General features: G+C 64.2%; 11 protein-coding genes. 7 read left to right on the top strand and 4 right to left on the bottom strand.

The genetic code is table 11. The annotated features are described in order from the left end of the window. The first annotated feature begins 218 nt into the window (after positions 1-218). Positions 219-896 (top strand): thiamine phosphate synthase, encoded by a 678-nt coding sequence (locus UC34_RS04770; protein WP_084070968.1) that lies wholly within the window; start codon positions 219-221, stop codon positions 894-896. A 50-nt stretch (positions 897-946) separates the two neighbouring features. Here UC34_RS04770 and UC34_RS04765 read toward each other — a convergent pair whose 3' ends face one another. The 3 genes from UC34_RS04765 to recG all read right to left on the bottom strand — a co-directional run bounded on the left by UC34_RS04765 (position 947) and on the right by recG (position 6,373). Next, on the bottom strand, positions 947-2,395 hold the full coding sequence (locus UC34_RS04765; protein WP_044454333.1) for a catalase: 1,449 nt from the start codon (positions 2,393-2,395) through the stop codon (positions 947-949). Positions 2,396-2,915: 520 nt separating this feature from the next. Continuing rightward, positions 2,916-3,860: a LysR substrate-binding domain-containing protein gene (locus UC34_RS04760; RefSeq protein ID WP_044454331.1), complete on the bottom strand. Its 945-nt coding sequence runs from the start codon at positions 3,858-3,860 to the stop codon at positions 2,916-2,918. Between the two features lie 176 nt (positions 3,861-4,036). After that, on the bottom strand, positions 4,037-6,373 hold the full coding sequence (gene recG, locus UC34_RS04755; protein ID WP_157123029.1) for an ATP-dependent DNA helicase RecG: 2,337 nt from the start codon (positions 6,371-6,373) through the stop codon (positions 4,037-4,039). Between the two features lie 78 nt (positions 6,374-6,451). On the opposite strand from recG, the gene queA reads away from it, so the two are divergent. The 5 genes from queA (at position 6,452) to secF (ending at position 12,353) form a co-directional block, all read left to right on the top strand. Continuing rightward, entirely contained in the window at positions 6,452-7,534 is a 1,083-nt protein-coding gene (gene queA, locus UC34_RS04750; protein WP_044454327.1) for a tRNA preQ1(34) S-adenosylmethionine ribosyltransferase-isomerase QueA, read from the top strand. Between the two features lie 157 nt (positions 7,535-7,691). Beyond that, a complete protein-coding gene (gene tgt / locus UC34_RS04745) occupies positions 7,692-8,822 on the top strand; it encodes a tRNA guanosine(34) transglycosylase Tgt (protein WP_044454325.1) in 1,131 nt (376 codons plus the stop codon). 234 nt (positions 8,823-9,056) lie between these two features. After that, a complete protein-coding gene (gene yajC, locus UC34_RS04740) occupies positions 9,057-9,323 on the top strand; it encodes a preprotein translocase subunit YajC (protein ID WP_237165309.1) in 267 nt (88 codons plus the stop codon). A gap of 135 nt (positions 9,324-9,458) precedes the next feature. Beyond that, positions 9,459-11,351, top strand: coding sequence for a protein translocase subunit SecD (secD, locus tag UC34_RS04735; protein WP_044454322.1), 1,893 nt, complete (start codon positions 9,459-9,461; stop codon positions 11,349-11,351). Between the two features lie 24 nt (positions 11,352-11,375). Then, positions 11,376-12,353: a protein translocase subunit SecF gene (gene secF, locus UC34_RS04730; RefSeq protein WP_044454320.1), complete on the top strand. Its 978-nt coding sequence runs from the start codon at positions 11,376-11,378 to the stop codon at positions 12,351-12,353. A gap of 86 nt (positions 12,354-12,439) precedes the next feature. On the opposite strand, the gene UC34_RS04725 is transcribed toward secF, so the two are convergent. Then, positions 12,440-14,758 carry an LTA synthase family protein gene (locus UC34_RS04725; protein WP_167370635.1) on the bottom strand — a complete coding sequence of 773 codons (2,319 nt, stop codon included), beginning with the start codon at positions 14,756-14,758 and terminating at the stop codon, positions 12,440-12,442. A gap of 170 nt (positions 14,759-14,928) precedes the next feature. On the opposite strand from UC34_RS04725, the gene UC34_RS04720 reads away from it, so the two are divergent. Next, positions 14,929-15,633, top strand: a complete 705-nt coding sequence (locus UC34_RS04720; RefSeq protein WP_044454316.1) for a cytochrome b/b6 domain-containing protein — start codon at positions 14,929-14,931, stop codon at positions 15,631-15,633. Positions 15,634-15,669 lie beyond the last annotated feature (36 nt).

The following is a 15,669-nucleotide window of genomic DNA, read 5'->3' as shown; positions in this document are numbered from 1 at the left end:
CGGTGAGCGGCGAACTTTGCGCTCTGCGTGGCTCGCTTTCGCCACGACACCGTGCGACGACGCCCTCCCCCACACCGCCCTCCGTACTTTCCGCAAGACGTTCGTTGCGCCATTCCGGTTACACTTCGCACATTCCGAATGATTCCGCCAACGCGTCCGGGCGCGTCGATTGCATCGATTGCATCGAGTGCATCGATCGCGCCGCCCACTATCCGTCGATGCCCATACGTCCTGCCGGAACGTCGCGCGAGAGCGCCATCACTCATGACACCACGCCGCACGGCCAGCCCGACTTGCCTGCGCTGCCGCGCCAGCTTCTGGTCACACCGGATATCGCTTCGCGTGCGCAGATTGCGGCTTTTGCCTCGCAACTCGCGCAGGCGCTCGCGCGCGGCATACGTCTCGTACAACTTCGTAATCGCTCGCTCGATGCGGACGGTTATCGCGCGTTGGCCGAGAGCGCTCTGGCGCTGACACACGCCGCCGATGCGCAACTCATCCTCAACCCGCCGCATGACGTGGCGGATCGCTGGCTGGGCGCCACCGACGGCACGGTGCCGCAGGCCGACGGCTGGCATCTCACCAGCGCTCGCCTCATGGCATGCGAGACGCGCCCGTCAGGCTGGAAACGCGTGAGCGCCGCCTGTCACGACGCGACACAGCTTGCGCAAGCCACGCGGCTCGGCCTCGACTTCGTCACGCTGTCGCCTGTTCTCGCGACGGCCACGCATCCGGATGCGACACCGCTCGGCTGGCCTGCGTTCACCGCCCTCGCCGCAACGACGCCGCTGCCGGTGTTCGCACTCGGCGGCATGCGCGCCGAGACACTCGCCAGCGCTCGCAACGCGGGCGCTTACGGCGTCGCAGCGATCCGCGCGTTCTGGCCGGCCGCCTGATATTGCGGGTGATGTACGCTTTGCCGACGTCCGACAAAGGGCCTCGGACCCTACTTCGCCAGCGCCTTGCGGGCCGCGATCACGCCCTGCGCGTACGCCGGATCGATCTTCGCGAAGTGTCCGATCTGGCGCTCGGCGACATCGTCCGGCACGCCTTGCATCGACGCCGCGATGTTGCCGAACAGACGCGCTTTCTGACCATCGTCGAACAGTTGGAACAGCGCGCGCGGCTGTGAATAATAGTCGTCATCGTCACGATGATCGAAACGATCGGCGACCGCTCCCACCGCCTGCTGCGGATCGCGATACGCCGGCTGCTCTGCGAACGCACCGTACCGGTTCGGCTCGTAGTTCGGCGCGCCGCCAAGGTTGCCGTCCACGCGCATCGCGCCGTCGCGATGGAAGCTGTGATGGAACGGGCACTTCGGCGCATTGACCGGAATCGCGTTGTGATTCACCCCGAGGCGATAGCGCTGCGTGTCGCCGTAGGAGAACAGACGCCCCTGCAACAGCCGGTCGGGTGAAAAGCCGATACCCGGCACCACATTGCCCGGATTGAACGCCGCCTGCTCCACCTCGGCGAAATAGTTCTCCGGATTCCGGTTGAGTTCCAGCACGCCCACGTCGATCAGCGGGTAATCGCCGTGCGGCCATACCTTCGTAATGTCGAAAGGATTGAAGCGATAGGTCGCGGCATCTGCCTCCGGCATCACCTGCACCTGCATGCGCCAGCGCGGAAAGTTACCGGCCTCGATAGCCTCGAACAGATCGCGCTGATGGCTCTCGCGATCGTCACCCACGAGTTGCGCCGCCTCGGCATTCGTGATGTTCTCGACACCCTGCATCGACTTGAAGTGGAACTTGACCCAGAAGCGCTCGTTGGCCGCGTTGATGAAGCTGAAAGTGTGCGAGCCGAAGCCGTGCTGCTGGCGGTAGTTCTTCGGAATGCCGCGATCGCTCATGAGGATGGTCACCTGATGCAGCGATTCCGGCGAACGCGACCAGAAGTCCCACGCCGCCGTCGGGTTTCGCATGTTGGTCTTCGGATCGCGCTTTTGCGTATGGATGAAGTCCGGGAATTTGAGGGCGTCGCGAATGAAGAACACCGGCGTATTGTTGCCCACCAGATCCCAGTTGCCTTCGTCCGTGTAGAACTTCAGGGCAAAGCCGCGCACATCGCGTTCGGCGTCGGCCGCGCCGCGCTCGCCCGCCACGGTCGAGAATCGCAGGAACACGGGCGTTTCCTTGCCGACGGATTCGAACACACGAGCGCGCGTGTACTTCGTAATGTCGTTCGTGATGGTCAGCTTGCCGAACGCGCCGGAGCCCTTCGCGTGAACGCGACGCTCGGGAATCACTTCACGGTCGAAGTGAGCCAGCTTTTCGATCAGCCAGACGTCCTGCAAGAGTGCCGGGCCGCGCGGGCCAGCCGTCTGCGTGTTCTGGTTGTCGGCGACCGGCGCACCGGCGGCAGTCGTGAGTTTCTTCGTATCGGACATGTGACGCTCTCCTGTTTCCTGATTTCTGATGGCTGCTTTCCGGGCAGGCAATCGTTCCCCGAAACCTTCCCGGCTTCCAGGCTTCCGGGCTTAAGCGCCCATCAGCGCGAAGTCGGCAAGGACTTGTTCCAGCGTGGTCTCGATGTCGTGCAAATAGGCTTTGAGATGGGTCATCGCGGCACCTTCGAATGGGTCGTTCTACGGGGGCGTTCATCGGTGTCCGATGACGCGGACCGCTCGGCGACATCGCCGTCGAACGCGTGACACTAGATTAATTATTTTAATTGAAACGGTCGAATTAATCGTTTTTATATATGCCATAGGCAAAAGCAATACGCCGCGGCACGAGGCAGCGGCGTATGCGTTGGTGTAGGGACTGAAGCGGATGACCCGGTTATCGCGTGATCAGGGGAGATCATGCATCGGGATATCGCGCGAGGCCGAGGGGGCCGATGGGGCAAGCGATGCCGAATATGGCGAAAGCCCCAGGTCGGTCGCGACGGACCGACCTGTTAGCCGATCAGTTGGATGTCGCCGGCAGATCGAGAGGAATAACGCCCGGCAAGTCGCATCTGGCGATCGCCTGTGCCACCGCCTCGATGGCCGGCAGACGGGTGAAGCTCTTGCGCCACGCGAGCACGACACGACGGTCCGGCACCGGCGCCGAGAACGGCACGTAACTCAGCAAGCTGTCCGGGGCCTGCGTCTCGGGTACGGACGTCTTCGGCAACACGGTGATGCCGACGCCGCTGGCGACCATATGACGAATCGTCTCCAGCGACGAGCCTTCGAACGTTTTCTGGATACCGTCGGCATTCTGCGAGAAACGCATCAACTCCGGGCAGACACCGAGCACATGGTCGCGGAAGCAATGGCCGCTGCCGAGCAGCAGCATCGTCTCCTGCTTCAGATCGCCTGCGTCGATATGCTCGCGGCCGGCCCATGGGTGCGAGCGCGGCAGCGCCACGACGAACGGCTCGTCGTAAAGCGGGCGCACCATCAGCCCGCTCTCCGGGAACGGCAGCGCCATGATGGCCGCATCGATTTCGCCTTGCTTGAGCAACTCGATGAGCTTGAGCGTGTAGTTCTCTTGCAGCATCAGCGGCATCTGCGGCGTGGTCTCGATCATTTGCTTGACAAGCGCCGGGAGCAAATACGGTCCGATGGTATAGATCACGCCCAGACGCAGCGGACCTGCGAGCGGATCGCGCCCCTGCTTGGCAATTTCCTTGATGGCGATGGTCTGTTCGAGCACGCGCTGCGCCTGAGCGACGATCTGCTCGCCGAGGGGCGTCACGCTCACTTCGGCAGCACCGCGCTCGAAAATTTGTACGTTCAACTCGTCTTCGAGCTTCTTGATGGCCACCGAGAGCGTCGGCTGGCTGACGAAACAGGCTTCCGCCGCGCGACCGAAATGGCGTTCTCGCGCCACCGCCACGATGTACTTGAGTTCCGTGAGGGTCATGTCGTCCTAACCTGTGTAAATTAATCGAATGACTGCAATCGATAGATTTTGTTTTTTATAGCACAACCGGACGGCAAATGCCCGTTTTCGGACGACGTCCTTGCCGTCATCTTCCCGCCCCGCCGCACCCGCGCGGCGAAGATCATGCAAAGGGTGACGCGCGGGCGCGCTGACCCTCAGGCCTTCAGATAGTCTTCGCGCGCGCCAAGCCAACGCTCAAGATGTGCGGCCACCGCGCCCGGATGCGACTTCAGCAGTGCCTCGGCGGCCGCTTGCGCGCCCGGAATCATCCAGGCGTCTTCATTCAGATCGACGAAGCGCAGCATCGCCGCGCCTGACTGACGCGCCCCGAGAAACTCGCCGGGACCGCGGATTTCCAGATCTCGCCGCGCGATGACAAAGCCGTCGGTCGTCTCACGCATCGTTTGCAAGCGGGCCTTCGCGCCCATCGACAGCGGCGAGGCATACATGAGCAAGCACACGGACTCTGCCGAGCCGCGACCGACGCGACCACGCAACTGATGCAACTGCGCGAGGCCGAAGCGCTCGGCGTGTTCGATCACCATGAGAGACGCATTCGGGACATCCACGCCGACTTCGATCACCGTCGTGGCCACGAGCAGATGGGTATCGCCGCGAGTGAAGTCGTCCATCACGGCCGCCTTCTCGGCGGGCGACAGGCGTCCGTGCACGAGGCCGACGCGCAACTCCGGCAGGGCCGCGACCAGTTGCGCGTGGGTGTCCACAGCCGTTTGCAATTGCAGCGCTTCGCTCTCTTCGATCAGCGGACATACCCAGTACACCTGACGTCCGGCAAGCGCCGCCGCGCGCACCCGATCGATCACCTCGGGGCGGCGTGTGTCGCTGATGAGCTTCGTCACGACGGGACTGCGTCCGGGTGGCAATTCGTCGATGACGGAGACGTCGAGGTCGGCGTAGTACGTCATGGCGAGCGTGCGCGGGATCGGCGTGGCGCTCATCATCAATTGATGCGGCATGGCGTTCGGGCCCATGCCGGCCGTTTGCATCTTGCTGCGTAGCGCGAGTCGCTGCGCCACGCCGAAGCGATGCTGTTCGTCCACCACCGCCATGCCCAGTCGGGCGAACGTGACCGTGTCCTGAATGATGGCGTGCGTGCCAATGACCAGTTGCGCTTCGCCGCTGGCCACGCGCGCCAGCGCTTCGCGCTTTTCCTTCGCCTTCATGCTGCCGGCGAGCCATGCCACCTCGACACCGAGCGGCGTGAGCCACGCCGACAGTTTGCGCAGGTGCTGCTCCGCGAGAATCTCCGTGGGCGCCATGATGGCGGCCTGAAATCCCGCATCGATGGCCTGTGCCGCCGCCAGTGCGGCGATGATCGTCTTGCCGCTGCCGACGTCACCTTGCAGCAGACGCTGCATGGGATGCGCCTCGGCCAGATCGGCACGAATCTCGGCCCACACGCGCTGCTGCGCCCCCGTCAGGCGAAACGGCAGTGCCGCTTCGAAACGTTCGAGCAAACCGCCCGGCACGTGCTCGCCAAGGGCCGGGGCACGCAGACGCCGACGCGCCGCCTGTGCCCGCTTTAGCGAGAGTTGCTGGGCGAGCAATTCCTCGCACTTGATGCGTAGCCACGCCGGGTGCGAGCGCTCCATGAGCGCCGTCTCCGAGACGTTCGGCGGCGGCGCATGAAGCAGACGCACGGCATCGGCCAGCGCCGGGAGCGGATGATCGGGACCGATGGCGTCTTGCAGCAATCCGGGCGGCAGTAATTCGGGCAGCGGCGTGCGATCCATCGCGTTGTGGATCGCCTTGCGCAGGTACGCCTGCGATAAGCCCGCCGCACTCGGATATACCGGCGTGAGCGACGCCGGCAACGGCGCGGCGGCGTCCTGCACCACGCGATACGCGGGGTGCACCATCTCCAGCCCGAAGAACCCGCCACGCACTTCACCGCGCACACGGACACGCGTACCGATGGCGAGCTGCTTTTGCTGACTGCCGTAAAAATTCAGAAAACGCAGCACCAGTTCGTGGCCGTCGTCGGCGATGCGTACCACCCATTGGCGTCTCGGACGGTAAGCGACGTCGCTCGACGTCACCACGCCCTCGACCTGGGCAAGCTCGCTGGGCAGCACTTCGCCGATCTTGCGCAGCGTCGTTTCGTCCTCGTAGCGCATCGGCAAATGCAGGATCAGGTCGATGTCGCGCTTCAGGCCGAGCTTGGCGAGTTTGTCTGCGCTGCCGGCGGCTTTTTTTGCGGCAGGCTTGGCGCCTTTTGCGTCCTTTGCACCCTTTGCTTCCTTCCCGTCTTTCGCCGGCTTTGCGCCTTTGGGCGATTTCGACGTGACCTCGACGGCGTCCGCACTCGCATCTGCGCGCGCCCCCCGGGCGTCGCGCGTCGCGCCGCGCCTGGCGGATTTCGCTGCGGGACGCTCGGCGACCTCGGCCTGCGGGCTTGCGGCGTCGGCAAGATCCACGAGGTCGGCGGAGGCGTCGTCAGGCGCGGTGGCGGGCATTCTGCGTTCGGTCATGCAGTCGCTGAGTCGAGGCTTGGGGAGCGTTTGGACGAACCCAAGTAAAATGTCGGTTGCTACGCATTGTAAACGCTGATGTATACCCTTTCCGATTTCGATTTCGACCTGCCGCCCGAACTGATCGCGCAGACCGCGCTCGCGCAGCGTACTGCCAGTCGTCTGCTGGAGGTCGACGGCAGCGTCACGCCGCCGCACCTGTACGATCGGCACTTCGCCGATCTGCCCGGCCTGCTCGCCCCGGGCGACCTGCTCGTGTTCAACGACACACGCGTCATCAAGGCGCGCCTGTTTGGTCAGAAAGCGAGCGGCGGCAAGATCGAAGTGCTCGTCGAGCGGGTGATCGACGCCCGCACGGCGCTGGCCCAGATCCGCGCGAGCAAGAGCCCGGCGCCCGGCACGGTGCTGCGTCTGGCGGATGCCTTCGAAGTGACGGTTGGCGAACGCGTCGAGCCGTTCTATACGCTGCACTTTCCCGACGACTGCTACACGCTGCTGGAAAAATACGGTCGCCTGCCGCTGCCGCCCTACATCGAGCACGACGCCGACGCCGCCGACGAAACACGCTATCAGACCGTCTACGCCCGCAACCCTGGCGCCGTGGCCGCACCGACGGCCGGTCTGCACTTCGACAATGACCTCTTCGCCCGTCTGGACACCCTCGAGGTCCAACGCGCCACGCTGACGCTGCACGTCGGCGCAGGCACGTTCCAGCCGGTGCGGGTGGACAACATCGGCGAGCACAAGATGCACTCGGAATGGTATGAAATCACGCCGGCGCTCGTCGATGCCATTGCCGCCACGCGCGCACGCGGCGGCCGCGTGATCGCCGTGGGCACGACGTCGATGCGTGCGCTGGAGTCCGGCGCACAGGCCGTGCTGGCCGCCGGCGGCGCCCCCGGCACGCTGCGTGCGGGCAGCGCCGAGACGGACATTTTCATCACGCCGGGCTACCGCTTCCAGGTGGTGGACCGCCTGATTACCAATTTCCATTTGCCCAAATCGACGTTGCTCATGCTCGTCTCCGCGTTCTCGGGCATGGAGACGATCCGTGCTGCCTACCGCCATGCCATTGAACAGCGTTACCGCTTCTTCAGCTACGGCGACGCGATGATCCTCTCGCGCGTCGAAATGCAGGACACGCCGAAAGCGGCCGCGTGAACCCGCCGGCAGGGCGCGCGAGGCACTGAGGCCTTGAATCCGCTGCCGTGCAACCAAGTACAATACCGCCTTGGCCGCGCATGGGGCGCTGGCCACTTTAATGACGTCCCGCGCGGGCGCCGGCTTGTTTTGCCGGTGGTGCCGGGGCGCACGACACATGCTCAAGTTCGAACTCATCACCACCGACGGGCAAGCCCGCCGGGGGCGCGTCACGCTCAACCATGGCGTGGTCGAGACGCCCATCTTCATGCCCGTGGGCACCTACGGCTCGGTCAAGGCGATGTCGCCGGCCGAACTGGTCGAAAACAACGCCCAGATCATTCTCGGCAACACCTTCCACCTGTGGCTGCGCCCCGGACTGGAGACGATCGCCGCGCACGGCGGCCTGCACCGCTTCATGGGCTGGGATCGTCCGATTCTCACGGATTCCGGCGGTTTTCAGGTATTCAGCCTCGGCGATCTGCGCAAGATCAGCGAGGAAGGCGTGAAATTCGCGTCGCCCGTCAATGGCGACCGACTGTTCCTGTCGCCCGAAATCTCGATGCAGATCCAGCGCGTGCTCAACTCGGACATCGTCATGCAGTTCGACGAATGCACGCCGTACGAGATCGATGGCCGTCCTGCCACGGAAGTGGAAGCGGGTCAGTCCATGCGCATGTCGCTGCGCTGGGCCAAGCGCTCCATCGACGAATTCAACCGGCTGGAAAATCCGAACGCCCTGTTCGGCATCGTTCAGGGCGGCATGTACGAGCATTTGCGCGACGAGTCGCTTGCCGGTCTGTCCGAGCTGGATTTCCACGGTTATGCCATTGGCGGGCTGTCGGTCGGCGAGCCGAAGGAAGACATGATGCGCGTGCTCGAGCATGTGGCGCCGCGCCTGCCGGCGAACAAGCCCCACTACCTCATGGGCGTGGGCACACCCGAAGACCTGGTGGCCGGGGTGGCCGCCGGCGTCGACATGTTCGACTGCGTGATGCCGACGCGCAACGCGCGTAACGGCTGGCTCTTCACGCGCTTCGGCGATCTGAAGATTCGCAACGCGTCGCACAAGAGCGATACCCGCCCGCTGGACGAAACTTGCGGCTGTTACACCTGTCGAAACTTCTCGCGCGCCTATCTGCACCACTTGCAGCGAGCCGGGGAGATTCTGGGTGCGCGGCTCAACACCATTCATAACCTGCATTACTATCTCACGCTGATGCAGGAAATCCGGGATGCCATCGAAGCGCACCAGTTCGACGCGTTCGTCGCCAGGTTCAAGGCCGATCGCGCGCGCGGCGTGCAGTGATGTGGCCGGGGCCCGAAGGCGGTTGACTTGGGCGCCGAATCCCCCGGGAACGGGGTCGGGCAGTGGTAAAATGCCGGGCTTGGATGCTGCATCCTCGCACCGAAACACACGCCGCGCGTGTCCGGACGACCGGCACACGCGGCTTTTACACGTCTTACATAAGGAGAACCGAACGTGCTGATTTCCGAAGCCTTCGCTCAGACGGCAGGCGCCGCCAGCCCGACCAGCAACCTGATGAGCTTCCTGCCGCTCGTGCTGATGTTCGTGGTGCTGTACTTCATCATGATCCGTCCGCAGATGAAGCGTCAGAAAGAGACCCGCAACATGCTGGCCGCACTGACCAAGGGCGACGAAGTCGTGACCTCGGGCGGTCTGGCTGGCCGTATCTCGAAGGTCGGCGAGACCTTCGTGACCGTTGAAATCGCAGAAAACGTCGAAATCAACGTGCAGAAGGGCGCAATCACCACGTTGCTGCCGAAGGGCACCATCAAGGCGCTCTGATCCTTCGCACAACCGCATGCGGCCGCCCTTACCGGCGGCCGCAGTGCATGGCGACGCCGGTCCACACGAACCGCGTCGCCGTGCAAGACGGTCTGAAGCACGGTTTGCCACGAGGCATCACCCTAGCCCGCCGCTATGAATCGCTATCCTCTCTGGAAATACATCGTCATTCTGGTGGCTCTTGCCATCGGGGTGCTCTACACGCTGCCGAACCTGTTCGGTGAAACGCCGGCGGTACAGATTTCCAGCGTCAAGGCGACCGTCAAGGTCGATCCCTCGACGCTTTCGCGCGCAGAAGACGCGCTCAAGGCACAGAACATCGCCTACAACGGCGCGGTGTTCGACAGCACGGGCAACAACCCGAGCGTGCGTATCCGCTTTGCCGATACCGACACGCAGTTGCGCGCCAAGGACCTTCTCCAGACGGCACTGAACACCGACGCGACCGATCCGACCTACGTCGTCGCGCTCAACCTGCTCTCGGCCTCGCCGGGCTGGCTCACCTCGATTCACGCGCTGCCGATGTATCTCGGCCTCGATCTGCGTGGCGGTGTGCACTTCCTGCTGCAAGTCGACATGGCCGGCGCCATCACGAAGCGTCTGGACGCGGCGGCCGCCGATGCCCGCACGTTGCTGCGCGACAAGAACATCCGCCACAACGGCGTGACGCGCACGGACAACGGCATCGAAGCGGCCTTCAGCTCGCAGGCGGACGCCGATCGCGCCCGCGGCGCACTCACCGACGGACTGCCTGATCTGTCCTACACCACGCAAGCCGGCCCGAACGGGACGTTCAAGGTCGTGGGCGCCTTTACGGAAGTGGCCCGTCGCTCGGTGCAGGACAACGCCGTCAAGCAGAACATCGTCACGCTGCATAACCGGGTGAACGAACTCGGCGTGGCCGAGCCGGTGATTCAGCAGGAAGGGCCGGACCGTATCGTGGTGCAATTGCCGGGCGTGCAGGACACCGCCAAGGCGAAGGACATCATCGGCCGTACCGCAACGCTCGAAGCCCGTCTGGCCGATCCGGACGCCCCGCGCGTCATCTCGGCGGACACGCCGGTGCCGCCGCAGGACGAACTGTTCCTGCACGGCAATGGCGCGCCCGTCATGCTCAAGCGCCAGGTGATCTTCAGCGGCGACCGCATCACCAGCGCGTCGGCGGGCTTCGACGATCACCAGCAACCTTCGGTCAACATCAAGCTCGACGCGGCCGGCGGCCGTGTGCTGCGCGACGTCTCGCGCGACAACATCGGCAAGCCGATGGCGATCGTGCTGTTCGAGAAGGGCAAGGGCGAGGTGCTGACGGTCGCGAACATCCGCAGCGAACTGGGCCAGAGCTTCCAGATCACCGGCATGGGCTCGGCACAAAACGCGAACGATCTGGCGCTGCTGCTGCGCGCCGGCTCGCTCGCCGCGCCGATGGAAATCATCGAAGAACGCACGATCGGCCCGAGCCTCGGTGCCGATAACGTGCAAAAGGGGGTGGACTCGGTGCTGTACGGCCTGATCGCCATCGCCGTGTTCATGATGATGTACTACATGCTGTTCGGCGTGTTTTCGGTCATCGCGCTGTTGTTCAACCTGCTGCTGCTCGTGGCCGTCCTCTCGATGATGCAGGCCACGCTCACGCTGCCGGGTATCGCCGCTATCGCGCTCACGCTCGGTATGGCCATCGATGCGAACGTGCTGATCAACGAACGTATCCGTGAAGAATTGCGTGCCGGGGCATCGGCGCAAAAGGCAATTTCGCTGGGCTTCGAACATGCATGGGCGACCATTCTCGATTCGAACGTGACCACGCTCATCGCCGGTCTGGCGCTGCTGGCGTTCGGTTCGGGCCCGGTGCGCGCGTTCGCGGTGGTTCACTGCCTGGGTATCCTGACCTCGATGTTCTCCGCCGTGTTCTTCTCGCGCGGTCTGGTCAACCTGTGGTACGGCGGCCGTCGCAAGCTCAAATCGCTGGCGATCGGTCAGGTCTGGCGCCCGGACGGTGCGACGAGCGCACCGGACGCAGGCGAGCAATAACCGCAGGCGCGAGAGGAAACAGTCATGGAATTTTTCCGTATCAAGAAAGACGTGCCGTTTATGCGGCACGCCCTGATCTTCAACGTTATTTCGGCGCTCACGTTCGTAGCGGCGGTGTTCTTCCTGCTCACGCGGGGCCTGCACCTGTCGATCGAGTTCACCGGCGGTACGGTCATGGAAGTGGCCTACTCACAGGCGGCCGATCTCGAGAAGATCCGGGGCGAAGTCGGCAAGCTGGGGTATCGCGACGTGCAGGTGCAGAGCTTCGGCACGTCGCGCGACGTGATGATCCGTCTGCCGATTCAGAACGGTCCGGACGGCAAGCAGGTCACCAGCGCTCAGCAAAGCGACGCCGTGATGACCGCGCTCAAGGCCGACGCACCCGACGTCTCGCTGCGGCGCGTGGAATTCGTCGGTCCGCAGATCGGGCATGAGTTGTTCACCGACGGATTGCTGGCGCTCACCTTCGTGGTCGTGGGCATCATCATCTATCTGTCGTTCCGCTTCGAGTGGAAATTCGCCGTGGCCGGCGTGATCGCCAACTTGCACGACGTGGTGATCATTCTGGGCTTCTTTGCCTACTTCCAGTGGGAGTTCTCGCTGGCGGTGCTCGCAGGGGTGCTGGCGGTGCTGGGCTACTCGGTGAACGAATCGGTCGTTATCTTCGACCGGATTCGCGAGACGTTCCGCAAGATGCGCAAGGCGACGGTGCAGGAAGTCATCGACCATGCCATTACGACGACCATGTCCCGTACCATCATCACCCACGCCAGTACGGAAATGATGGTGCTGTCGATGTTCTTCTTCGGCGGCCAGACGCTGCATTACTTCGCGCTCGCACTGACCGTGGGTATTCTGTTCGGTATCTACTCGTCGGTGTTCGTGGCTGCCGCGCTTGCGATGTGGTTCGGCGTGAAGCGAGAAGACCTCATCAAGCACAGCAACAAGGACGAAGAGGAAGGTGTCGATCGCAACGACCCCAACTTCGGCGCACGCGTTTGATCGTCGCAGATCGCGTCTGAGCGCGTCCGACCGATTCGCTGCGAATCATGAAAAACCGCCGGCGCGTCCGGCGGTTTTTTTTCGCTCTATCGGTCGGATCGGCCCGGTCGTTGCAGGGGCTGCCGAACGGATGAATCCGGCATTGGCGCTGGCATTGGCGTCGGCAGCGAGGGCTCCTGACGGCGCTGCATCTCACTGAACCAGTCCGCGAGCGCGAGCGACGCGCGCGCGTTCGCAGCTTGCCGTCTGAGCCATTCAGGATCGCCGTCTTGCGTGTGCGTGTACGTCACGCCACTGCGCAGATCCAGTGCGCCCGACGTCGAGAACAGATACCGTTGCTGCGCGACGGCGTAACGCCGCACGGCGGGCACGTCACCGAACATCGGCTCGCCGAATCCCACGTAGGGGGTGTCCGAGAGCGCGAGGCGATACAGCGTCGGAAAAATATCGCGATGACCGACAAAGTCGTCGAGCCGCGGGCGCGCGGCGCTCGCATAGGCGGCGGGCACGCGCAGATAGATCGGCACGTGGTATTGCTCGAAAGGCGATAGCGTCGCATTGTCGTCATTGCGCCACTGGGGGGCCTGATGATCGCCGGTCGCGGCCAGAATCGTGCGCGAGCCCATGGGGGAATACTTGAGACGGTCGATGAAATCCCCCAGCGAATCCATCGCATACCGGTAGGCCCGGATACCGCGCTGACGGGCTTCGCGGGCCACTTCGTCGGCGGGAGACGTGCGCCAGCCTTTCGTCAGATCGAACGGCCCCGTTGCGGCGTCGTCAGGCACGAGGTACGGCGAGCGATTGCCCGTCGTCAGCGCAAACACGAACAGGGGCCGGCCCTGTGCATCGGCGTCTTCGAGCATGTCGTGAACATAGCGCCAGAGGTAACCGTCGTAGACGCCGTAGCCGTCTGCATCGGCGTGAGGATATCGGGCGACGATGTCGGCCTGCGTCACGACGTCGTCGAAACCCTGCCGACGCACGATCCGGTCGATGTTGCGCCATGTCCGCGCGCCGCCATACACGAACACGGTTCGATATCCACGCTGGCGAAATGGCAGGGCGACGGCCGATTCGAAGACGACCGGTGACGTGGGGTCCGTGAGCAGCGAGTCCTTACTGCCGCTATCGATCAGCAACTGCTCCAGTGTGCCGAACGTATCGGCACGGGCCGCAACCGCATGGCGAAACCACCATCCGGCTTGCAGATGCCTGCGCATGGCCCCTGCGATGGGAAAGCCGTCGGCGTCGAGCGACAACCCGTACCCGCCCCAGCCTTCGAGTAGCCCGAAGACGACATGCGGCGGTTGCGCGGCGAGCACGTCGTTGACCGGCGTGCGATGCCACGGTGCGCGCAGCAGCATTGCCGTGGCATCGATGGCCGTCGGAGCGCCTCCGGCAGTCGCCTTCGTGGGGTTTATGCCGTCCGTAGCATGCGAGGCGTCGGTGACGTCGGCGCCTTCAGTGCCATCGACCTCCCCGCTGCGCGCCACGTCCAGCGCCTTTGCCAGCGCGGCGGTATCTGCGAAGCCACGCGATCGCAACGCCATCTCGGCGGCACGTTCGGGGCAGCCGTGCGCCTCACCCGTCTCCCGGTACTGTCTGAATGCGAGGACGAGTCGCACGGGCGTGTTGACGAGATGATCGTCGAGCACTGCCGCCCGAGCCACGCCGATGCCCGTGTCGTCCATCAGTCGGGCCGCCGGACGCCCCCAGCCGAGCACCAGCACCGTCGAGACGATGAGCACCTGAACGACCGCGTCGCGCCACGTCGCCTCGCGCTCGGGGACCATCGCAAACCGGAACGTGCACCACGCCTGCGCCGCGCCGAGACACCCGGCGCCCGCCAACGCCATGGCCAGGGAGGTGAAATGTTTCGCGGCCTCCGATACGACTGCTATCGCAGCATCCCTCCCAAAGCCGGACATGACCGCCCCGTCGCCACCTGGCAGGCTGAAGAGTTGCGGGCCAAAGGGCGCACCGAAGTGACGCATGTAGAAGTGCTCTGCGAGCGCCAGCCCGTCCATCACGACGAACCAGGCGATCACCCCCGCCGAAAAGACAGTGCGCGCCATCGGCTTCGGGGCAAATCGTGCGCGCATGAAGGCAAGTGGCAGCATCCACATGGCCATCCCCCAACTCGCGAGCAATACGTCGTAACGCAGTCCGTACCAGAGCCAATGCATCCATTCGCGCCCGCTCGTTTGCGCCCACACCGCCCGGATGTCCATGGGGTCCGGCGAGTACGGCGCGAGCGTCGCCACGCCCAACAGGCGAAGGAGCAGGTTGCCCGTCCACGTGGCGAGCACGAGGGCGGCACTCAGACGCAACAGGCACGGCATGCGGTGCGAGGCGGTGTGAACGTGTACCGATGTCGGGCTGTCGGCGGGCAGAGGGTTCATATGGGCAGGCACACACGGGGCAGGCATCAGGGATGTGAGCCAGCCTGCCAGCGAACGCGCGACGCAAGGTCTGGGCAAGCGCCCATCCTGAACGCGCCCCACGCGAACGTGCAGACGCCATGGGCTTGGGGTAATCTCGCGGGATTCGATATTTACGACATTTCACGCCAATGAAGCCGATCCGCATCTGGGACTTGCCCACCCGTTTGTTCCACTGGTCTTTCGTCGTGCTGGCCGTCGCGGCCTATGTGAGCGCCAAGACCGGCGGCAACGCCATGGTCTACCACTTCTGGTGTGGCTACGCGGTGCTCGCGTTGCTGATCTTCCGGCTGATCTGGGGCGTCGCGGGCCCTCGCTACGCGCGCTTCTCGGCGTTCGTCACCGGCCCGCGTACGCTTCTGCGCTCACTGCGCGGCAACGCAGACGGCGGCGAAGCGTCCGACACCGCAGCCCGCTTCGCCGGACACACGCCGCTGGGAGGTCTGTCAGTCATCGCCATGCTGCTGTTCTTCGGCATTCAGGTCGGGCTTGGACTGTTCTCGAACGACGACATTTTCAATGACGGACCGCTCGTGAAGTTCATCGACAAGGACACAAGCGACATGCTCACTGGCTGGCACCTGCGCAATCAATGGGTGCTGGTGGCGCTCGTGGCGCTGCATGTGCTGGCGATCGTGTACTACCGCGTCGTGCGCAAGAAGGATCTGATCAGACCGATGATTCTGGGCGACAAGACGTTGGCCGCGCCGGTGCGCCCGGCACGTGACGACTGGCGTGTGCGAGTCGGGGCTTTGGTGCTGATCGTGCTGGCCTCGGCGCTCGTGTACCGGCTGGTCAACCTGGCGCCCGCGGTCGCATCGCTGCCCTCGTATTGACGAAGGCGTTCGCCCAATCATGAAAAAGCCGGTCGC

It is taken from the genome of Pandoraea vervacti, from assembly GCF_000934605.2.
In the GTDB taxonomy this organism is placed as follows: Bacteria; Pseudomonadota; Gammaproteobacteria; order Burkholderiales; family Burkholderiaceae; genus Pandoraea; species Pandoraea vervacti.
This window is presented reverse-complemented; position numbering and strand designations above follow the sequence as displayed.